The following is a 19495-nucleotide window of genomic DNA, read 5'->3' on the forward strand; positions in this document are numbered from 1 at the left end:
CGGTGGCGGGCGATGCCCCGCGCGCCGCTCCCGGGGGTGGCCGTCGCCGCGCCAGACGCGGTCAGGCGTCGATGCTCTCCTTCGGAGCGGTCTCGGACCGCTCGCGTGCCGCCTGCTTCCTGGTGGCGGTCAGGCTGGTGATCGTGGTGACCACGAGGACCGCGCAGATCACGCCGAGCGAGACCGGGATGGATATCTCGGGAACATGGACGCCGGACTCGTGCAGTGCGTGCAGGACGAGCTTGACGCCGATGAATCCGAGGATGACCGACAGGCCGTAGCTGAGGTGGACCAGCTTCTTGAGCAGGCCGCCGATGAGGAAGTACAGCTGTCGCAGGCCCATCAGCGCGAAGGCGTTGGCCGTGAAGACGATGTACGGGTCCTGGGTCAGGCCGAAGATCGCGGGGATCGAGTCGAGGGCGAAGAGCACGTCGGTGGTGCCGATCGCCAGCATCACGACCAGCATCGGCGTCATGACGCGCTTGCCGTTCCGGCGGATCCACAGCTTGGTGCCGTGATAGCGGTCGGCCACGCCGAACCGCCGCTCGGCGGCCTTGAGCAGCCTGTTCTCCTCGAACTCCTCCTCGTCCTCGTCGGCCCTGGCCTCCTGGATCAGCTTCCAGGCGGTGTAGATGAGGAACGCGCCGAAGATGTAGAAGACCCAGGCGAAGTTCGCGATGATCGCGGCGCCGGAGGCGATGAAGATCGTGCGCAGGACGAGGGCTATCAGGACACCGACGAGGAGTACGCGCTGCTGGTACTTCGAGGGCACCGCGAACTTCGCCATGATCAGGACGAAGACGAAGAGGTTGTCGACGCTCAGCGACTTCTCGGTGATGAAGCCGGCGAAGAACTCACCGGCCGGCTGTCCGCCGGCGAAGAGGAGCAGTCCGAGTCCGAACAGCCCGGCGAGGGCGATCCAGACGACGGTCCAGATTCCGGCTTCCTTGATCGATACGTCGTGCGGCTTACGGCCGATCAAGAAGTCGACCGCGATCAGTGCGGCCAGCCCCACGATGGTCAGGACCCACAGGGTCAGGGAAACATCCACTGCGCCTCCGGCAGTTCGTAACGGCAGATTTCAGCGTCGTCGCGCTACCGGAGGTCTCTTCCGCCCGCGGCTGCCGGGGCGCTGGGTGCGCCCGGGAGCCTGCGGGCCGACGCCCCGGGATCTGACTCGATCCGTATTGACGGGTGCGTCGCAGCAGGTAGGGAGTACTCCCCTCCGTATGGAAAAAGAGTACCCGAATCACCAAGGGAAGGTAAAGGGGTTGGTAAAAGAAAGACCAAGTCCCGTGCTCAGAGCACTTTACGGTTGCTTGGTGAAGCCGCTCGGCCTTGCGGTCCGAAGGTTCACCAGGGTCCGGAGGCGCCCGGATCGGATCAGCGGTTCCAGGACCGGCGGGCGGCCGCCACCGCCGCCAGGACCCGCTGGAGCACCTGGCTGTTCGCGGGGACGAGCGAGGGCTCGTACGTCCACGCGTGCCCGACCCACGGATCGGCGAGATGGTCGTCGGGCACCGGTGTGATGCGCAGCAGCGACCGCCACAGAGGGTCGAGCAGCGGTCCGTACGCCGCCGCGTCCTCCCGGTCGGCCACCATCATCAGATGGACGCCGACGGCCGGCCCCTCGTCCGCGAGGTAGCGGAGCTGGGTGACGGCGCGGTCGTCGAAACCATGCGGAAAGTCGTTGACGATCAGCAGTTGCTCGGCGGTGTCGAGATCCGGCGGCAACGAGTCGGCCGCTCCCCCGCGCAACGCCATCTGCACCAGGTCGACGCGCTGGGTGAGACGTCGCAGCACGTCAGCCACACCGGTGGCACCCGCGGCCGGAGGGCTTCCGAGCACCCCGGACTGCGTCAGGGGCGCGAGGGACGAGGCACCGGTGCCGGCCGGGTCGATGACATGCACGGTGAACTCGCCCGGGGGATACACGGCGAGCAGCCGGGCCGCGTGCGCCACGGCGGTGTCCACGGCGAGGCGGCGCACCTGGTCGGAGTCGGCGAGCGTGCCCTCCAGGGAGGTGCGACCGCTGTCGATCCACAGACCCCTCTCCAGCGGCAGACGCACCAGCATGGGGATGCTCAGGTTCTCGGTCTCGGGCAGGCGGAGATCTCCGAGCCGCAGGGCCATGGGTACTTCCATGGGGGCGCGGTAGGCGTGCCAGACCGGATTGTCCCAGCTCGCGTACGCCGTCGGCAGCGCGGGCTCCACGACCTCGGCCTCGGCGGTGAGCTGGGCGAGGTCCCGGTCGAGGGCGACTCGGGCCTGGTCGACCAGCAGGGCGTGTTTGGCGCGGGCGGCTTCGCGAGCGGCGTCGCCCTGCCCTCCGATCCGGCTGCGCGGGTCGGAGAGGACCTGGTCGAGCTCCTTCTCCATACGGGAGTCGGCGAAGTCGACGGCGCTGCGGTACGCGGCGACGGTCCGGGCCAGGTCCTCGAACATCCCCCATACCTGGTTGTACAGCCGCTCCTCCATGGACCAGCCGGTCGCGTCTCCCGCGACAGGCTGCGCGGGCTGTCCGGGCTGGGCGGGCGGAGCGGTCGGCGGGGGCGGCGGAGCGGCGGTCTGCCGTCCGGGGTGGCTGTAGTTGACCGGGCCACCGGCGCTGGGCGACGGCGGCTGGGCGACCGAGGAAGGGTCGGGCTGCGCGGGGCTCCCCGGACGACCGGTCTGCGGAGCCGCGGCTCCCTGCGGGCCGGTCGTGTACGGGGTCTGCTGCGGTGGCACGGTTCCTGAGGTGCCCTGGGGTCCGGTTCCGGCATAGGGCTGGTCCGGTCCCGGGGCCGAGGCGGCGGCCTGCCGTGACCGGTCCGCGTCCGGGGTGCGGGGCGGGGGTGCCGCCACCGACCGCGCCAGGCCCTGGGCCACGGCTTCGTTGATGCCGACCGCGAGCTGCCGGGCCTCCGGAAGCCCCTGGTCGGCGAGGAGTTCGGCGAGACCGCCCGCGTAGCCCTGGCCGACCGCGCGCACCTTCCAGGCGCCCTGCCGGCGGTAGAGCTCCAGGGCCACGACGGCGGACTCGGCGTCCAGCCCGGTGAGGGTGTAGCTGGCGACCTCGAGACCGTCGAGGCCCGTGACCGCGACGAAGGGGGCGGCGACGGCACCGAACCGGACAGGTCCGCCGACACCGGTGGGCAGCGCGAGCAGCACGCTGACCCGGTGCACGGCCTGCGGCAGGGCGTCAAGGTCGAAGGCCAGCCGGTGGTCGGCCGCCGCCTGCTTGGAGACCTCGAGCCCGGGAAGCGTGGGCGCGCCCGGATGGGCCACCCACTCGACGCCCCGGACCCTGCCCTGCTCGTCGCTGAGCGTGGCCCCGGCCACGATCGGCTTCCCGGCCGAGATACGGACCTCGAGACGGACCTGGGAGAGCGGGTGGTTCTGCCCCCTGACCAGCTCGGCCGTCATCGTCTTGTCCCCCTATGTCGCTGTGTACGTGTGCGTCGGCCGCTCAGAGGTGCGGCAGGATGGCGGGCATCAGGTCCTGGAACGTGCGGCCGTTGGCCGGCGTGCCGAGGGCCGTCATCTGCCAGCCGGTTCCGGACCGGTGCACCTTCGCCATGATCTGGGCCGTGTACTGGCCGCCGCCGGCCAGCGTGTAGCGGGCGAGTTCCTGGCCGTTGGTCTCGTCGACCAGACGGCAGAACGCGTTCTGCACTTCCTGGAAGGTCTGGCCCGTGAAGGAGTTCACGGTGAAGATGATCTGGTCGATGTGGACCGGGATGCGCTGCAGGTCGACGAGGATGGCCTCGTCGTCGCCGCCCTGGCCCACGCCGCCGACGAGGTTGTCACCGGTGTGCCGCACTGAACCGTCGTCGCTGACGAGGTGGCGGAAGAACACCACGTCGACGGGCTGCTTGTCCGCGAAGAGCACGGCGGACGCGTCGAGGTCGATCTCCCGGGTGCGCGAGCCGAACAGGCCGCGCCGGGGGGCCGCCTGCCAGCCGAGGCCCATACGGACCGCGGTCAGCGTGCCCCCGTCGTTCTTCTGCAGACTGATGGCCTGACCCTTGGTCATGTTGACCGTCACGCGCTGTTCCCCTCTCGAACTGTCCCCTGTTGCCGCGGAGTCCGCGGATGAACAGAACCCTACGCAGCGGCACTGACAGCGCCGAACCCTGGGGCGGACTTTGTGTCGGTCTTGCAACACACCGCGCGTCCTGCGGGGTCCGGCGCAGGCGGCGGGCCGTCAGGCGATCCCCGCTTCCTTCATCTGCCGCAACTCCTTTTTCATCTCGGACACCTCGTCACGCAGACGGGCCGCGATCTCGAACTGGAGGTCCGCCGCCGCGGCGCGCATCCGTTCCGTCATGTCCTCGATCTGCTGGGCGAGCTCGGCCGCGGGGCGGTCGGTCGGCACGGCGTCCTTGGCCTTGGCGGACTTGGCGGCGCGGGTCGCCTTGGCGCCCAGTGCGGGCACCGGGGCCTTGGCACCCTTGCCGTCCTTCGTCTTGCGGTAGCCGGAGCCGAGCAGTTGCTCGGTGTCGACGTCCTCGCGGGCGATCTGCGCGACGATGTCGTTGATCTTCTTACGGAGGGGCTGCGGATCGATGCCCCGCTCCGTGTTGTAGGCGATCTGCTTCTCCCGGCGGCGGTTGGTCTCCTCGATGGCCTTCTCCATCGCCGGGGTGATCCTGTCCGCATACATATGGACCTGGCCGGAGACATTGCGCGCCGCGCGGCCGATGGTCTGGATCAGGGAGGTCCCCGAGCGCAGGAAGCCCTCCTTGTCGGCGTCGAGGATCGCCACCAGGGAGACCTCGGGAAGGTCGAGACCCTCGCGCAGCAGGTTGATGCCGACCAGGACGTCGAACTCGCCGGCACGCAGTTCGCGCAGCAGCTCGACGCGGCGCAGGGTGTCGACGTCGCTGTGCAGATAGCGCACCTGGATGCCCAGTTCCAGGAAGTAGTCCGTGAGGTCCTCGGCCATCTTCTTGGTGAGCGTGGTGACCAGCACGCGCTCGTCCTTCTCGGTGCGCTTCCGGATCTCGTGCACCAGGTCGTCGATCTGGCCCTCGGTGGACTTGACGACCACCTCGGGGTCGATCAGGCCGGTGGGACGGATGATCTGCTCGACGTGGCCGTCCGAGCGGGAGAGCTCGTAGTTGCCCGGGGTCGCGGAGAGGTAGACGGTCTGGCCGATGCGCTGCTGGAACTCCTCCCACTTCAGGGGGCGGTTGTCCAGGGCGGAGGGCAGCCGGAAGCCGTGGTCGACGAGGGTGCGCTTGCGGGAGGCGTCGCCCTCGTACATCGCGCCGATCTGCGGCACGGTGACGTGCGACTCGTCGATGACGAGCAGGAAGTCGTCCGGGAAGTAGTCGATCAGGGTGTTCGGCGGGGAGCCGGGTTCACGGCCGTCGAAATGCATCGAGTAGTTCTCGACCCCGGAACAGGAGCCGATCTGGCGGAGCATCTCGATGTCGTACGTCGTCCGCATGCGCAGGCGCTGGGCCTCCAGGAGCTTGCTCTGCTTCTCCAGTTCGGCGAGGCGCTCCCCCAGCTCCTTCTCGATGTCGTTGACGGCGCGTTCCATGCGCTCGGGCCCGGCAACGTAGTGGGACGCGGGGAAGACGTAGATCTGGTCGTCGTCGCTGATGACCTCGCCGGTGAGCGGGTGCAGCGTGGACAGGGCCTCGATCTCGTCGCCGAACATCTCGATGCGGACCGCGAGCTCCTCGTAGACCGGGAAGATCTCGATGGTGTCGCCGCGGACCCGGAAGGTGCCGCGGGCGAAGGCGACGTCGTTGCGGGTGTACTGGATGTCGACGAAGCGGCGCAGCAGGGCGTCTCGGTCGATCTCGTCGCCGACCTTGAGGTTGACCATCCGGTCCACGTACTCCTGCGGAGTACCGAGACCGTAGATGCAGGACACCGACGCGACCACGACGACATCGCGGCGGGTCAGCAGCGAGTTGGTCGCGGAGTGGCGCAGGCGCTCCACCTCCTCGTTGATCGAGGAGTCCTTCTCGATGTAGGTGTCCGACTGCGGGACGTAGGCCTCGGGCTGGTAGTAGTCGTAGTACGACACGAAGTATTCGACCGCGTTGTTCGGCAGCAGCTCACGGAACTCGTTGGCCAGCTGGGCGGCCAGCGTCTTGTTCGGCGCCATGACGAGCGTGGGGCGCTGGAGCTTCTCGATCATCCACGCGGTGGTGGCGGACTTGCCGGTGCCGGTCGCGCCCAGCAGGACGACGTCCTTCTCACCTGCGCGGATGCGCTTCTCCAGGTCGGCGATGGCCGTGGGCTGGTCACCGCTCGGCTGAAAGTGGCTGATGACCTCGAAGGGCGCCACCGAACGTTCGATCTTGGATACTGGCCGCATGGATCCACCGTACGACCCCGCACTGACAACCGGGCCGGATCACCTGCTCTGCGGGGTCCTCGAGCGTCGGTAGGCGCGTTCTCTCACGGGGCGGACGGCCGGACGGCGGCCGGTGTGCACGGGGCCGGGGTGGGCCGGGACGCCCGGACGCCGGATCTCCGCCGGGCGCCGGTCGGGCTTGCCCACGATCATCTGCGGATCGAACATCACGACGACGCCCGCGAGACAGAGAAGGGCCAGGGGGCCGATCATCATGGGCGCGAGCAGCGAGGCCGCCGAGTCCCCGGCGGGGGTGCCGTCGGCGGGGCCGTGCAGATGCACGCTGAGCGCCGCCATGCCCGTGTAGTGCATGCCGCTGACGGCCAGCCCCATGACGAGGCTCGCACCCACGCTCCAGAGGAATCCACGCACTTGCCCGGCGGCCCAGAGGGCGGCGATGGCGGCCACGACGGCGATGACGACCGAGGCGGAGACGGTGAGGGTGTTGTAGGCGAGCTTCCCGTTGAGCCGCATCCCGGCCATGCCCAGGTAGTGCATCGAGGCGATACCCAGGCCGGTGACGGTCCCTCCGGTGAAGAGCGCGGTCCCGGTCGCACCCTGGTAGCCGACGATGAAGATCCCGGCGCCGACCATCAGGACCGCGACGCCCAGGCTCGCGAACGTCGTCGGCCGGTCGTAGTGGACGGGGCTCTCCTCGACCGTGAAACCCATCATCGCGATGAAGTGCATCGTCCAGATGCCGGAGGCGATCGCGACCGAGCCGAGTGCGAGCCAGCCGGCCCGCCAGGGGCCGCCGACGAGCATGGATCTGGCGGTGCAGCGCAGGCCCAGTGCCCCGCCCAGGCAGGCCATGAAATACGCCACCAGCGGTGTGACGAGTCCGTAGGTGAAGCCGTCGACCGTGCCTCGCATGCGCGGCTGCCTTTCCCGCCCTGTTACTCCTGGAACCGTCCGAAACACCCCCGCGGCCCCGACCGCCGGAGCGGACCGGGTTGAGGCAGAGAGTACGACCCCACCGGAATGGTCGAACGATAATCCTGCAAACAATCACGACCTCTCCCCAGTTGTGCGGTGGCAGCGAGCGGACTTGGACAACTCCATTCAATCCGCGGCCATCTCCCTTCCCCCCTGCGTCGACTCTCTGCTGTCAATCTTGTGCTGTCCGTGATCGCCCGACGCGAGGAGAACGCATGCACGCGCGCGTTGCCGCCGCCACGACCGCCGCGCTTCTTGGGGGAGCCGTTCTGATACTGCCCAGCCCGCACGCCAAGGCCGGCGGCCGGACCACGGCACCGCTGGTCGTCGCCCACCGCGGCGCCTCCGCCTACGCTCCGGAGAACACGCTGGCCGCCGTCGACCGGGCGGCCGAGCTGGGGTTCGAATGGGTCGAGAACGACGTCCAGCGCACCCGCGACGGCCAGTTGGTCGTCCTCCACGACGCCTCGCTGGCGCGCACGACCGACGTCGAGGCGGTCTATCCCGGCCGGAGCCCTTGGAAGGTCAAGGACTTCACCGCGGCCGAGATCGCCCGTCTGGATGCCGGCAGCTGGTTCGGCCCTCGGTTCGCGGGCGCGAAGGTTCCGACGCTGCGGGAGTACATGGATCGCGTCTCGCGCAACCATCAGAAACTCGTCCTGGAGATCAAGAACCCTGAGCTGTATCCGGGCATCGAGCGGCAGACGCTCAGGCTCCTGAGCAACCAGGGCTGGCTGGAACCCGTGCATCTGCGGGACAGGCTGATCGTCCAGAGCTTCAGCGCGGACAGTGTCCGGGCCGTGCACCGGCTGCGGCCCGGCATCACGACGGCCTTCCTGGGGACGCCTCCGGTCGCGCGGCTGCCCTGGTACGCGCGGTTCGCCGACCAGATCAACTCCGATCACCGCTCGCTCTCGTCCGACTACGTCTCGGCGGTGCACGCACTCCACGGCCCGCACGGCCCGATGAGAGTCTTCGCCTGGACCGTGGACGACGCGGCCACCGCGCGGAGCCTGGCGGCCTTCGGCACGGACGGCGTCATCACGAACACGCCCGACGTGATCCGCGCGGCCCTGCGCTAGCGCGCCGTCGCCCGGGGCGCGGACGGGCTCCGGGTGCGCGCCCCGGGCATTGTCAGTGGCGGGCCGTACCGTGGATCGCATGAACAGCCACGGGCGGTACGAGCAGCAGATCGTGTGGTCCGTCGTCGGCACGGACATCGGTCCGCTGCTCCTCGCCGCGACGCCCCACGGCCTGGTCAATGTCGTCTTTCACGCCTCGGACACGGTGCGCGACAAGGCGCTCGACCGGATCGCGTCCCGACTGGGCTCCGAGCCGGCCGAGGCGCCCGGGTCCCCTCTGCTGGCCGAGGCGATACGCCAGGTCGAGGCGTACTTCGCGGGCGAACGGCACGATTTCGACCTGCCGCTCGACTGGTCGCTGATCTCCGGGTTCAACCGTCAGGTGCTGCGTGAGCTGAACTCGGGCGTTCCGTTCGGTTCCGTCGTGGCCTACGGCGACCTGGCGGGGCGGGTGGGCGCGCCCGGAGCGGCCCAGGCCGTTGGGGTGGCCATGGGTTCGAATCCGCTGCCGGTCGTGGTGCCCTGCCACCGGGTGGTCGAGAGCGACGGCGGCATCGGCGGCTTCGGGGGCGGTCTGGAGACCAAGCGGAAACTGCTGGCCCTCGAAGGCGTCCTCCCGGAACCGCTGTTCTGAGGTCGCCGCGGGGGCCGGCGGCAAAGGGCGCGGTGGATTGTCCGGTCCGCCGATCCTCAGAGGCTGATGTGGTACGCCTTGCGCAGCGTCTCGTGGACGGTCCACGTCGTGCGGTCGCCCTCGCGCAGGAACGCCGCGTCGCCGGGACCCACCTCGATGACGTCGCCGCCCTCCACCTCGATGGTGGCGCGGCCGCTGACCACCACGAAGAGTTCGTCGGCCTCGGTGTCGGTCACCACGCCGGGCGTGATCTGCCAGATGCCGCGCAACTGCTTGCCGTCGGCGGACTCCCACAGCACCTTGCCCGTCACGGCGGGGTCGCCGGAGACGATCTGGGCCGGGTTCAGCGGCTCGGGTTCGAGTTCGGCGTCGGGAATGTGCACAGCGAACGACGGCGTGGCCTGGGAGTACATGGTCATGAGCGGACACCCTAAGGGCTTGTCCTCCACTCGGTGCGCCGAGGGTCGCCCCGAGCCGGCCGTATCGAAACCGGTTCGAAGGTCCCGCTCCCGCGTGTGTGGAGTGCCCTCTCTTTTCCGGGGCGGAGGAGATCCCCGGCGGCCGTTTCGTGGAAGTCGGCCGAGGCGGCCGGATCGCCTGTCGGCACGACGGCATGACCGAGTCGTGGCGAGTTGTCCGTCGTACCCCCGGGGCGAGTGCCGTACGCCGCGGGTCGCAAGGGTTTGGCCGGACGCGCCGCTCGCCAGAGATCAGGGAGAAGAACGTCGACCGACGACAGGAGGCAGGCGCGTGATCGTGACGTCCGAAGAGGTGCGGGAGGCGCTCGACGCGCGTCGGCCGGTGGTGGCCCTGGAGTCCACGATCATCGCCCACGGGCTGCCACGCCCGCGCAATCTGCAGGTCGCCCTCGAACTGGAGGAGGTCGTCCGCGAGGAGGGCGCCGTACCCGCGACGATCGCCGTGCTCGACGGCCGGCCTCACGTAGGCCTGGACAAGGGCCAGCTGGAGCGGGTCGCGAACGAGGACGGCATCCGCAAACTGGGCCACCGTGACCTGCCGCTCGCGGTGGCCGCGGGGGCGAGCGGGGCGACGACCGTGTCCGCGACCGCACTTCTGGCGGCCCGCGCGGGGGTGCGGGTGTTCGCGACGGGAGGGCTCGGCGGTGTGCACCGCGAGTGGACGGTGACCCAGGACGAGTCCGCCGATCTGGGCCTGTTGGCACGTACCCGGATCACGGTGGTGTGCGCCGGGGTCAAGTCGATCCTGGACGTGCCCGCGACACTGCAGCGCCTGGAGACGCTGGGCGTGGCGGTGGCCGGGTACGGCACGGACCGGTTCCCCGGCTTCTATCTGTCCGACTCGGGGCACCCCGTGGACTGGACCCTCGACTCTCCCGAGCAGGTCGCGGAGGTGATGCGTGCCCAGGACGCGCTGCACGCCCCCGACTCGTCGCTCGTCGTCGCGAACCCCGTCCCCGAGGAGGAACAGCTCGATCCCGTGCTGCACGCGCGCGTGCTCGCCGAGGCGCTGCGCGCGTGCGAGTCGGAGGGTGTGACAGGACAGGCGGTGACACCGTTCCTGCTCTCCTATCTGGTCCGGCACACGGACGGCGCGTCACTCGCCGCCAATCTGGCGGCGGTTCGCGGCAACGTGCGCCTCGCGGGACGGATCGCGGCGGCCTGGGCGGGGGCGTGAGCGACACGGCCCCCGTCGTCCAGGCCTGCGGTGGCGAGGCCGCTGACCGGGGCGGCCCCGCCGAAGGCGCTCTGCTCGTCGTCGGGGACGTGGTCACGGATGTCGTCGCCCGGCATCGCGGACCGCTGGCGGCCGGCACCGACACGGTCGCCGCCATCCGGACCGTGCCGGGCGGCGCGGGCGCCAATGTCGCGTGCTGGGCCGTGCACGAGGGCTGCGCCGACGTACGGCTGCTCGGCCGGGTGGGCATCGACGCCGCTGCGTGGCACGAACGCGAACTCACGGCGAGCGGCGTGCGGCCTCTCCTGGTGACGGATCCGAAGGTTCCGACCGGGACGGTGATCTGCCTGGTGGACGGCGGTGCGTCGGCGGAGCGTACGTTCCTCACGGACAGCGGGGCGTCACTGCGGCTGGCACCGGGCGACTGGTCGCCCTCGCTGCTCGACGGGGTCGCGCGGCTGCACCTGTCGGGCTACCTGTTCTTCTCCGGGCCGGGCCGGGCTCTGGTGTCCGCGGTGCTGGAGTCGACGCGGGCGCGTGGTGTGCCGGTGAGCGTCGACCCGGCGTCGACGGGATTCCTCACCGAGCTGGGCGTGGACCGCTTTCTCGAACTCTGCGCGGGCGTGGACGTCCTGCTGCCCAGCCGTGACGAGGCTTGTCTGCTGACCGGGCTGCCCGATCCGGCCGACGCGGCCGCCAAGCTGAGCCGCCATTTCCCCCTGGTCGTCGCCAAGCTGGGGAGTGACGGCGCCGTGGTCGCCCGTTCCGGATCCGTCCGGGCCCATCTCCCGGCGCTGCGGGCGACGCCGCGGGACACGACGGGCGCCGGAGACGCGTTCACCGGCGCGTTCCTCGCGGCACTGCTCATGGGCGCCGGCCCCGAAGAGGCCGCGGGGGCAGGGTGCGCGGCCGGGGCGAAGGCAGTGGAACGGGTCGGCGGACGACCGCCCACGGGAAGTGCCCGGCGAGACGAAGGGGAGACACACGGCCACTGAACGCCTCGGCCACGCGACGACACACACGTGCGGCCGACCGGGCCCGCCGTCCTCGCCCTCGCTCAGTTCTTGCGCCCCCAGGCCGAGATCATCGGCGCGGTCGCCAGGTCCATGAAACCGGTGGCGACGTTCGCGAGGTGCTGGTCGATCTCCTCCTGGGTTGCGAGGCCCGCGGTGACGAGCTGGTCGCGGATCTGACGGACCGTGGCGGACTCCAGGGCCTCGCAGGCGGGTGAGGTGACGGGGAAGTACGCGTCGGCTTCCACTCCCCGCAGCCCAGCGTCCCGGAGCAGCCGCGGGAGCTTGCGTCCGTAGGCGAGATCGGCACCGCGCTCGGCGAGCAGTGAGCGAAAGCCCTGGCGCAGCCGGTTCGCGAGCTGCTGCTCGGGGCCGTACTCCTCGGGGCAGAGCAGCGGCTGCAGGGCGGGATCAGCGTCCTCGACGAGGAGCCTGCCTCCGGGCCGCAGGGCTTTGATCATCGACTGCAACGCGCGCTCCCGGTCAGTCACATGGACCAGTACGAGCCGGGCGTGCACGAGGTCGAAACCCTCCCCCGGCGGTTCCTCGGCGCCCACGTCGTGGACGCGGACCTCGACGGGCGAGCGTGCCACGGAGGCCGCCCACGAGGTGTCGATGTCGGTGGCGACGACCTTCCCCGTCGGCCCCACCTTCTTGGCCAGCCAGGACACGACGGACGTGCCCCCCGCCCCGACCTCCCAGCAGCGCCAGCCGGACCCGACGCCGAAGCGCTCCAAGTGCCGGAACGTCGTGGGGTCGAAGAGAGTGGCGAGGGCCTCGAAACGCCGGCCCGCCTCCGTCTGCTGGTTGTCGAGGAGATACCCGTCGGCTCGCGTCATGAGGAGATCATCCCAGTCGACCTGCTCAACGCGGATCGTCGACGCTCCCGTCGTCGGCACGGACGTCGGCGAGAGGTCCGTCCTGCCGCGTCCGTCCGAGCCCTCCGAACACCGGAACGGAATGCTCCGTTCCCACAGGTTTTTCCGGTGTCCGACCAGGCCTGGCACACTGGCGTGCCAGGCGCAAAGTGCGGCCCTGGGAGATCCACGCGAGGAGATCCAGATGTCCATGGCAGGGAATTTGCGGAGGGTGACGGCTCTCGGCGCGGTCGACGGCCTCCGCAGAGTGGCACGGCTGACACGGCGGAGCCGCCGTGTCGACCTGAGTCACCCCGCCCGGTCTCCGCTGGGCTCCTCGGTGGTGAACTGTGTGGCGTACCGGGACGGCGTGCGCATCCCCGAGGGCCGCGATCTGGTGGACACCGTGCAGCGGATCCGCAAGCGCGACGAGGGATTCGTCTGGCTCGGGCTGCACGAACCGACCGACGTCGAGTTCGCGGGCATCGCGGAGCTCTTCGATCTGCATCCCCTGGCCGTCGAGGACGCGGTGGAGGCTCATCAGCGTCCGAAGCTGGAGTGGTACGGCGACACGCTGTTCGCGGTGTTCAAAACGGTCTGTTACGTGGAGCACAAGGAGTTGACGGCGACCAGTGAGGTGGTGAACACCGGCGAGATCATGGTGTTCGTCGGTCCGGACTTCGTCATCACCGTGCGCCACGGGCGCCACGGATCCCTGGGCCCGCTGCGCGAGGAGCTGGAGTCCGACGCACAGCAGCTGTCCAAGGGGCCGGCCGCGGTCCTGCACGCGGTCGCGGACCATGTGGTCGACGAGTTCGTGAGCGTCGCGGACTCCGTCCAGTCGGACATCGACCAGGTCGAGGCCGACGTGTTCGCCCCGAACGGCGCACGTGCCGACGCGGGCCGCATCTACCAGCTCAAGCGTGAACTCCTCGAACTGAAGCGGTCCGTGGTCCCGCTCGCCCGGCCCGTCCAGGAGCTGGCGACCCGGCCGACCCGCGTGGTCGACCCGGAGATACAGGCGTACTTCCGTGACGTCTCCGACCATCTGCTGCGGGTCACCGAGCAGATAGCCGCCTTCGACGAACTGCTCAACTCGATCCTGCAGGCGCATCTCGCGCAGGTGACGGTGGCGCAGAACGAGGACATGCGGAAGATCACGGCATGGGCTGCGGTCATCGCCGTCCCCACCATGGTCTGCGGCGTCTACGGCATGAACTTCGACAACATGCCCGAACTGCACTGGAGGTTCGGTTACCCCATCGTCATCAGCCTCATATCCGTCGGCTGCCTCGTCCTCTACCGAGGGTTCCGGCGCAACGGCTGGCTCTGACACCTGCCTCGCCGGCACGTCCGGCCGGTCGGTCGGGGCGGTGCCGGCGGGAGGACCGCAGGGTCATCCCGTGGCGCTGCCCGCGCCCCTCGCGTAGACACTCTCGACCCACGCGGCGAGTTGTTCGTCACTGAGGTGCTGGGCGAGGTCGGCCTCGCTGATCATGCCGACCAGTCGATTGTCCTCGATCACCGGAAGCCGGCGGATCTGGTGCCCCTTCATCTCCTGGAGCACTTCGCCGACATCGGCGCCCGCGTCGATCCAACGCGGTGTGCCCTTGGCCATCTCACCTGCGGTGACCTGCGCGGGGTCATGGCCCATGGCCACACAGCCGACGACGATGTCGCGGTCCGTGAGGATGCCGCAGAGGCGTTCGTCCTGGTCGCTGATGGGCAGCGCGCCCACATTGAGCTCGCGCATCAGCTGGGCGGCGCGGTCCAGGGTCTCGTGGGCGGGGATCCACTGGGCGCCACGGTGCATGATGTCTCCGGCGGTGGTCATGGAGTACCTCCCGGTGCCGGACGGCCGGCGCGGCGTGGAACACACCGCTAGTCCCGGCGCCCTTTATTCTCGCCGCGCCCCAGGGGCCACGCACCTGGAGATCCGTGGATCCGGACCCCCATCAGCCGTTCCAGGCCGGGTGGCGGGGGTCGTCCGCCCGTACCAGGACGTCGGCGGCGGCGTCCGGACCCACCTCCCTCTCGTAGAGGGCGAACGCGGGCAGGGTCCAGTGCTCCGCCTCGGGAGTACGGCGCCGGAGGGCACCCGGAGAAAGGAGTACGTGGACGCTGAGGTCGAACGGGAACCAGTGACGCAGCAGGAGGGGGCCGTGGAGCAACAGGATTCCACCGGGCGGGAGTTGGACGTACGGACTGCGGGTGGCCCGGTCGGTGACGGGGTCCCGGAGGTCGGGCAGGACCCTGCCGTCGCCGCCCGGTTCGAGGGGCCCGAAGACCTCACGCCACAGGGCGCCGGTGTCGAGCCAGCCGTCGTAGTAGGCCTCGACGTCCTGGTGACCGTGTTCGAGCCGGAGCGACGCGGGACGCAGGAAGTCCTGCGTGGCGACGACCAGCGAGGGACGGCCGCGTACCCGCAGCGCCTCGAAGACGCGCTGGGCGAGTTCGCCGGTGCCGGCGGCCGGCGCTCCGTCGAAGGCGACGCGTGGCCAGGGGCTGCCGTCCTGCGGTTTCAGGTCGAGCAGACGATCGGCGAGGTGGTCGCCGAGCCGTTCCCAGGTGATCGCTTCGAGTCGCACAGGCCCCATGATGCCGCGCGCGTGAGGGGACCAGGCCGGTGCGTCGGACCGCGAGCGGACGTGGAGGGCAGCGGGCCACCGGGGTGTGCGTCATACACGGGTATCGCCCGACGACGTAGATGTGGCACCGGTCCGGGGAAGAAAACGCGTATGGCACCGATCGCTGAGCCCCCGCGCCGGAACGGACTTCTCGTCGTCCAGCCGCTCAGGAAGCGGCACTGTGTCGAGTGCCGGGGCGGGCCGCTCCCGCTGCTGGTGCTGGAGGCAGGGGCGCCTCGGTGTCTGGACTGTGCGGATCTCGGACACCTGGTGTTCCTGCCGCGCGGCGACACGGCGCTGACCCGCAGATCGCGGGAGGGCAGCACGCTGTCGGCGGTGGTGGTGCGGTTCAACCGGCGGCGGGGGCGCTACGAGCGGCAGGGCGTCATGGTCGAGGAGGCGGCGCTCGGCCTGGCCGAGGAACGGTGCCTGGCGGACGCGGAGGCACGGCGGCGACGCCGGGCACGGGACGCGCGGCGCCGGGAGGCTGAGGACGTCCGCTTCACGGAGGCGTTCGCGCGGGAGATATCCCGGCTGTTCCCGGCCTGTCCGGCCGACCGGGCACGAGCGATCGCCGCACACGCCTCGGTGCGCGGCAGCGGGCGGGTCGGGCGCAGCTCGGCGGGCCGTGCGCTGTCCGAGGCGGCGGTGACCGCGGCGGTCCGCGCGTCGGTACGGCACACGGAGACCCCGTACGACCATCTGCTGATGAGCGGCGTCTCGCGTCTCGAGGCACGCCGCCGGATCGCGGCGACGGTGGACACGAGGCTCTGGGAATGGCGCGACGACATCACCGCACAGGCGTGAACGAAGGGGCACCCCGGTGCGGGCGCGGGTGTACGAGCGAGGGCTCGCAGGAGGGAACGCAGGAAGGCTCGAAGGCTCGCATGGGGTAAGAGCCAGGTACGAGCGAAGGGTTCACGCGGGTGCGATCGGACGGTCGGCGGCCGTCGCGGGGCGTCGGCTGCCGAGCGATCGGACGGTCGGCGGGCGTCGCGGGGCGGGCGGCGGCGATGTGAGGAGACGGCCGGCGGCCGTCGCGGGGTGGTCGGCCGGGGCGTGAGGGGACGGTGGGCGGGCCGGCGGAGACGGTCGCGCATGGGTGTGCGGCGCTCGGCCATGGCCGTTGTGGGCGTGGGGGATTTCGCTTGAGATGACGGCCGACGCTGTGCAGGATCTTGGCTCCGGCCGGTTCGACACGGGAGTGGACATGATCGATGGACCGTATTTCGTGCTGACCCTGCTGGGGGTGCTCGGCTGTGGGCTGATGGCCGGGGTGTTCTGCGGCTTCTCGACCTTCGTGATGAGAGCCCTCGCCCAGCTGCCGCCGCCGCAGGGAGTCGCCGCGATGAACGCGATCAACGTCGCCGCGGTCCGTCCCCCGTTCATGGTGGTGTTCATCGGATCGGCGGTACTGAGCTCGGTGCTGGCGGTGGTGACGTTCGTGCTGCTGCCGGACGACGGGACGGTGGAGTTGCTGCTCGGCAGCGCGCTGTACCTGTTCGGGGCGTTCGGGGTGACGATCGCGGCGAACGTCCCACGCAACGACGCGCTGCTGAAGCTGGACCCCGAGACACCGGAGGCCGCCGCCTACTGGCCCGTATTCGTGCGCCAGTGGACGATGTGGAACCACGTCCGCACCGCCGCCTCGGCCGCGGCGGCGGTGTCCTACGCCCTCGCCCTCGCCTGAGCCCTGCGCCCCTCCCCCGCCCCGGTGCGTCGCGCCGCTCCGCCCGCGACCGCCCGGGTCCGAGTCCTCGGCCCGTTGCCGTCCGGGGCGGCGGCGGGTGCGCGGGCGACGTATCGTGGCTGGAAAGGAGTGCTGCCCGGATTCCGTGGCCGAGGACGGCCGACGTCCGTGCGGCTGTGCCCCCTCGTACGCGTCCATGAGGGAGACGGCCATGGCCGATCCCAAGGGTTTCTTGACCACACCACGCCAGGAGTATCCGCGCCGGCCGATCCCGGAGCGGGTACGGGACTGGAACGAGGTGTACGTTCCCGGAAGCCTGCTGCCGATCATCGAGAAACAGGCCGACCGCTGCATGGACTGCGGCATCCCCTTCTGTCACGACGCGTGTCCCCTGGGCAATCTGATCCCCGAGTGGAACGACCTCGTCTCGCGCGACGACTGGCGGGCGGCGAGCGACCGGCTGCACGCCACGAACAACTTCCCCGAGTTCACCGGGCGGTTGTGCCCCGCTCCGTGCGAGGCGGGCTGCGTGCTGGCGATCAACCAGCCGGCGGTCACCATCAAGAACGTCGAGGTCGCCATCGCCGACCGCGCCTGGGAGGACGGGTTCACACCGCCGAGTCCGCCGGACCGCCTCTCGGGGCGGACGGTCGCGGTCGTCGGGTCGGGGCCCGCCGGGCTCGCCGCGGCACAGCAGTTGACCCGGGCCGGTCATACGGTGGCCGTGTACGAACGAGCGGACCGGATCGGCGGTCTGCTGCGGTACGGAATTCCCGCGTTCAAGATGGAGAAGCGGCATCTGGACCGCCGGCTGGCCCAGATGCGAGCGGAGGGAACCAAGTTCCGCACGTCGACGGCGATCGGAACCGACATCGGGGCGGTCGAGCTCAAGGCCCGCTACGACGCCGTGATTCTGGCGCTCGGCGCCACCGCCTGGCGCGAACTGGACGTACCCGGCAGAGAGTTGTCCGGCATCCATCAGGCGATGGAGTACCTTCCGCTGGCCGACCGGGTGTGCGAGGGGGATCTGGAGGTCTCCCCGTTGTCCGCGGCGGGCAGGCATGTGGTGATCGTCGGTGGTGGTGACACCGGCGCCGACTGTCTGGGGACGGCGGTGCGTGAGGGCGCCGCCTCCGTGACCCAGCTCGACATCTATCCGCAGCCGGAGGCCGAGCGCGACGAGGACGCCGAGCCGTGGCCGACGTATCCGAAGGTCTACCGGCTCTCCGCCGCGCACGAGGAAGCCGGCGCGCTGGGCACGGCCCCCGCCGCCGACGCGGACGCCCGGCTCTTCGCAGCGTCCACGCTCCGGTTCGAGGGGGACGCGGACGGCCGGGTGCACTCGCTGCGTCTCGTCGAGGTCGATGAGGGGCGCCGCCCGGTCCCCGACTCCGCGCGGACCCTGCCCGCCGACCTCGTCCTGCTCGCCCTCGGCTTCTCCGGCCCGGACCCGCACGACGGTGTGATCGACCAGCTGCGGCTGGAACTCGAGCCGCGCGGCACGATCGCCCGCGGCGCCGACTTCGGCACGAACGTTCCCGGGGTGTACGCGGCTGGGGACGCGGCGCGCGGGCAGTCGCTGGTGGTGTGGGCCATCGCCGAGGGCCGGGCGGTCGCCGCGGCGGTGGACCGGGCGCTCAGCGGGGCGGCCCGCTCGCGTCTGCCGGCACCGATCGGACCGTACGACCGCCCCATGACCACGTAGTACAGGCCGTGCACGCGGACCGTCGCGCCCGCCGCGGCTTCGGACCGCCGCGCCCTGAGGGACCTACGGTTTGCGTGCCACCGCTCCGTATCCCGGGATGACACCGTCGTCCTGACCCGGGACCGGTTCACCCAGTTCCGGGTGCCACTCGTGGACCACCGCGACGCCCGGTTCGACCAGGTCGAGGCCGTCGAAGAAGCGGGTGAACTCCGCGCGGGAGCGCAGCGCCAGGGTGACGCCCGCCGCCTTGAGCTTCTCGATCGCCGCGGCCGACTCCTCGGGAGTGAAGTCGGCGGTGGCATGCGTGACCATCAGATAGCTGCCGGACGGCAGTTCGGACAGCAGACGGCCGACCAGGGCGTGCGCGCCGTCCGCGTCGGAGACGAAGTGGAGCAGCGCCACGAGGGAGAGCGCCACGGGCCGGCCGAAGTCCAGGACCTTCCGCGCCCCGTCGAGGATGGCCTCCGGATCCCGCGCGTCGGCCTGGAGGTACTCGGTCGCTCCCGCGTCCGAACTGCGCAGCAGGGCTGCCGCGTGGGCCAGCACGATCGGGTCGTTGTCGCAGTACACGACCCGCGTGTCGGGCGCGACGGCCTGGGCGATCTGGTGCAGGTTCGGCTCGGTCGGGATGCCGGTGCCGATGTCGAGGAACTGCCGCACTCCGTTCTGGGCCAGCCAGCGTGTGGCACGGTGCATGAAGGCGCGGTTGACCCGGGCCATCACCGGCACCCTCGGGTCGAGGGCGAGCATCTGGCGGCCCATCTCCTCGTCGACGGGGTAGTTGTCCTTGCCGCCGAGATACCAGTCGTACATCCGCGCCGGATGCGGTTTTCCGGTGTCTGTTCCGGTCGGGGGCTGCCCGGTCATGACGGTCTCCGTAAGTCCGCGCCGTGGTAAGTGATCAACTCAGAACCAAATTCAGGGAAGTCGTGGA

General features: G+C 70.5%; 18 protein-coding genes. 8 read left to right on the top strand and 10 right to left on the bottom strand.

Annotated features, from left to right (window positions below; genetic code table 11):
- Positions 1-61 precede the first annotated feature (61 nt).
- From OG485_RS12885 to OG485_RS12905, 5 genes are all read right to left on the bottom strand, one after another.
- Positions 62-1051 (bottom strand): TerC family protein, encoded by a 990-nt coding sequence (locus OG485_RS12885; RefSeq protein WP_328668475.1) that lies wholly within the window; start codon positions 1049-1051, stop codon positions 62-64.
- 332 nt (positions 1052-1383) lie between these two features.
- On the bottom strand, positions 1384-3408 hold the full coding sequence (locus OG485_RS12890; protein WP_328668476.1) for a TerD family protein: 2025 nt from the start codon (positions 3406-3408) through the stop codon (positions 1384-1386).
- A gap of 43 nt (positions 3409-3451) precedes the next feature.
- The gene (locus OG485_RS12895) at positions 3452-4030 is read right to left on the bottom strand and encodes a TerD family protein (protein ID WP_328668477.1); all 579 of its coding nucleotides are present in this window, start codon (positions 4028-4030) and stop codon (positions 3452-3454) included.
- 159 nt (positions 4031-4189) lie between these two features.
- The gene (gene uvrB, locus OG485_RS12900) at positions 4190-6322 is read right to left on the bottom strand and encodes an excinuclease ABC subunit UvrB (protein WP_328668478.1); all 2133 of its coding nucleotides are present in this window, start codon (positions 6320-6322) and stop codon (positions 4190-4192) included.
- A gap of 39 nt (positions 6323-6361) precedes the next feature.
- Positions 6362-7234 carry an MHYT domain-containing protein gene (locus OG485_RS12905; RefSeq protein WP_328668479.1) on the bottom strand — a complete coding sequence of 291 codons (873 nt, stop codon included), beginning with the start codon at positions 7232-7234 and terminating at the stop codon, positions 6362-6364.
- A 278-nt stretch (positions 7235-7512) separates the two neighbouring features.
- On the opposite strand from OG485_RS12905, the gene OG485_RS12910 reads away from it, so the two are divergent.
- Positions 7513-8379, top strand: a complete 867-nt coding sequence (locus tag OG485_RS12910) for a glycerophosphodiester phosphodiesterase (protein ID WP_328668480.1) — start codon at positions 7513-7515, stop codon at positions 8377-8379.
- A gap of 79 nt (positions 8380-8458) precedes the next feature.
- On the top strand, positions 8459-9013 hold the full coding sequence (locus tag OG485_RS12915) for a methylated-DNA--[protein]-cysteine S-methyltransferase (protein ID WP_328668481.1): 555 nt from the start codon (positions 8459-8461) through the stop codon (positions 9011-9013).
- Positions 9014-9069: 56 nt separating this feature from the next.
- On the opposite strand, the gene OG485_RS12920 is transcribed toward OG485_RS12915, so the two are convergent.
- The gene (locus OG485_RS12920) at positions 9070-9432 is read right to left on the bottom strand and encodes a cupin domain-containing protein (RefSeq protein WP_328668482.1); all 363 of its coding nucleotides are present in this window, start codon (positions 9430-9432) and stop codon (positions 9070-9072) included.
- A gap of 331 nt (positions 9433-9763) precedes the next feature.
- Between OG485_RS12920 and OG485_RS12925 the strand changes: the two genes are divergently transcribed.
- Positions 9764-10669 carry a pseudouridine-5'-phosphate glycosidase gene (locus tag OG485_RS12925; protein WP_328668483.1) on the top strand — a complete coding sequence of 302 codons (906 nt, stop codon included), beginning with the start codon at positions 9764-9766 and terminating at the stop codon, positions 10667-10669.
- Positions 10666-11664: a carbohydrate kinase family protein gene (locus OG485_RS12930; RefSeq protein ID WP_443048688.1), complete on the top strand. Its 999-nt coding sequence runs from the start codon at positions 10666-10668 to the stop codon at positions 11662-11664. Before OG485_RS12925 ends, OG485_RS12930 begins: the two co-directional genes overlap by 4 nt.
- A gap of 62 nt (positions 11665-11726) precedes the next feature.
- Here the strand turns inward: OG485_RS12930 and OG485_RS12935 are convergent, their stop codons facing one another.
- Positions 11727-12521 (bottom strand): methyltransferase domain-containing protein, encoded by a 795-nt coding sequence (locus tag OG485_RS12935; protein ID WP_328668484.1) that lies wholly within the window; start codon positions 12519-12521, stop codon positions 11727-11729.
- Positions 12522-12744: 223 nt separating this feature from the next.
- On the opposite strand from OG485_RS12935, the gene OG485_RS12940 reads away from it, so the two are divergent.
- On the top strand, positions 12745-13872 hold the full coding sequence (locus tag OG485_RS12940) for a magnesium and cobalt transport protein CorA (RefSeq protein WP_328668485.1): 1128 nt from the start codon (positions 12745-12747) through the stop codon (positions 13870-13872).
- Between the two features lie 63 nt (positions 13873-13935).
- Here the strand turns inward: OG485_RS12940 and OG485_RS12945 are convergent, their stop codons facing one another.
- Positions 13936-14373, bottom strand: coding sequence for a CBS domain-containing protein (locus OG485_RS12945; protein WP_328668486.1), 438 nt, complete (start codon positions 14371-14373; stop codon positions 13936-13938).
- 121 nt (positions 14374-14494) lie between these two features.
- A complete protein-coding gene (locus tag OG485_RS12950) occupies positions 14495-15136 on the bottom strand; it encodes a uridine kinase (RefSeq protein WP_328668487.1) in 642 nt (213 codons plus the stop codon).
- Positions 15137-15277: 141 nt separating this feature from the next.
- On the opposite strand from OG485_RS12950, the gene OG485_RS12955 reads away from it, so the two are divergent.
- The 3 genes from OG485_RS12955 (at position 15278) to OG485_RS12965 (ending at position 18561) form a co-directional block, all read left to right on the top strand.
- Complete coding sequence (locus OG485_RS12955) at positions 15278-15973, top strand: DUF2293 domain-containing protein (protein WP_328668488.1); 696 nt, start codon at positions 15278-15280, stop codon at positions 15971-15973.
- A 403-nt stretch (positions 15974-16376) separates the two neighbouring features.
- A complete protein-coding gene (locus OG485_RS12960; RefSeq protein WP_328668489.1) occupies positions 16377-16856 on the top strand; it encodes an anthrone oxygenase family protein in 480 nt (159 codons plus the stop codon).
- Positions 16857-17067: 211 nt separating this feature from the next.
- Positions 17068-18561, top strand: a complete 1494-nt coding sequence (locus tag OG485_RS12965) for a glutamate synthase subunit beta (RefSeq protein WP_328668490.1) — start codon at positions 17068-17070, stop codon at positions 18559-18561.
- A gap of 63 nt (positions 18562-18624) precedes the next feature.
- Here OG485_RS12965 and OG485_RS12970 read toward each other — a convergent pair whose 3' ends face one another.
- Positions 18625-19428 (bottom strand): SAM-dependent methyltransferase, encoded by an 804-nt coding sequence (locus OG485_RS12970; protein ID WP_328668491.1) that lies wholly within the window; start codon positions 19426-19428, stop codon positions 18625-18627.
- Positions 19429-19495: the final 67 nt, after the last annotated feature.

The organism is Streptomyces sp. NBC_00328 (assembly GCF_036139655.1).
GTDB lineage: Bacteria > Actinomycetota > Actinomycetes > Streptomycetales > Streptomycetaceae > Streptomyces.

What these genes read in the sequence shown, in the direction of transcription:
- OG485_RS12965 (WP_328668490.1), top strand. Translation starts at nt 17,068, where the DNA reads ATGGCCGATCCCAAGGGTTTCTTGACCACACCACGCCAGGAGTATCCG.
- OG485_RS12935 (WP_328668484.1), bottom strand. Translation starts at nt 12,521, where the DNA reads ATGACGCGAGCCGACGGGTATCTCCTCGACAACCAGCAGACGGAGGCG.
- OG485_RS12890 (WP_328668476.1), bottom strand. Translation starts at nt 3,408, where the DNA reads ATGACGGCCGAGCTGGTCAGGGGGCAGAACCACCCGCTCTCCCAGGTC.
- OG485_RS12950 (WP_328668487.1), bottom strand. Translation starts at nt 15,136, where the DNA reads ATGGGGCCTGTGCGACTCGAAGCGATCACCTGGGAACGGCTCGGCGAC.
- OG485_RS12960 (WP_328668489.1), top strand. Translation starts at nt 16,377, where the DNA reads ATGATCGATGGACCGTATTTCGTGCTGACCCTGCTGGGGGTGCTCGGC.
- OG485_RS12905 (WP_328668479.1), bottom strand. Translation starts at nt 7,234, where the DNA reads ATGCGAGGCACGGTCGACGGCTTCACCTACGGACTCGTCACACCGCTG.
- OG485_RS12910 (WP_328668480.1), top strand. Translation starts at nt 7,513, where the DNA reads ATGCACGCGCGCGTTGCCGCCGCCACGACCGCCGCGCTTCTTGGGGGA.
- OG485_RS12945 (WP_328668486.1), bottom strand. Translation starts at nt 14,373, where the DNA reads ATGACCACCGCCGGAGACATCATGCACCGTGGCGCCCAGTGGATCCCC.
- OG485_RS12915 (WP_328668481.1), top strand. Translation starts at nt 8,459, where the DNA reads ATGAACAGCCACGGGCGGTACGAGCAGCAGATCGTGTGGTCCGTCGTC.
- OG485_RS12955 (WP_328668488.1), top strand. Translation starts at nt 15,278, where the DNA reads ATGGCACCGATCGCTGAGCCCCCGCGCCGGAACGGACTTCTCGTCGTC.
- OG485_RS12920 (WP_328668482.1), bottom strand. Translation starts at nt 9,432, where the DNA reads ATGACCATGTACTCCCAGGCCACGCCGTCGTTCGCTGTGCACATTCCC.
- OG485_RS12970 (WP_328668491.1), bottom strand. Translation starts at nt 19,428, where the DNA reads ATGACCGGGCAGCCCCCGACCGGAACAGACACCGGAAAACCGCATCCG.
- OG485_RS12940 (WP_328668485.1), top strand. Translation starts at nt 12,745, where the DNA reads ATGTCCATGGCAGGGAATTTGCGGAGGGTGACGGCTCTCGGCGCGGTC.
- uvrB (WP_328668478.1), bottom strand. Translation starts at nt 6,322, where the DNA reads ATGCGGCCAGTATCCAAGATCGAACGTTCGGTGGCGCCCTTCGAGGTC.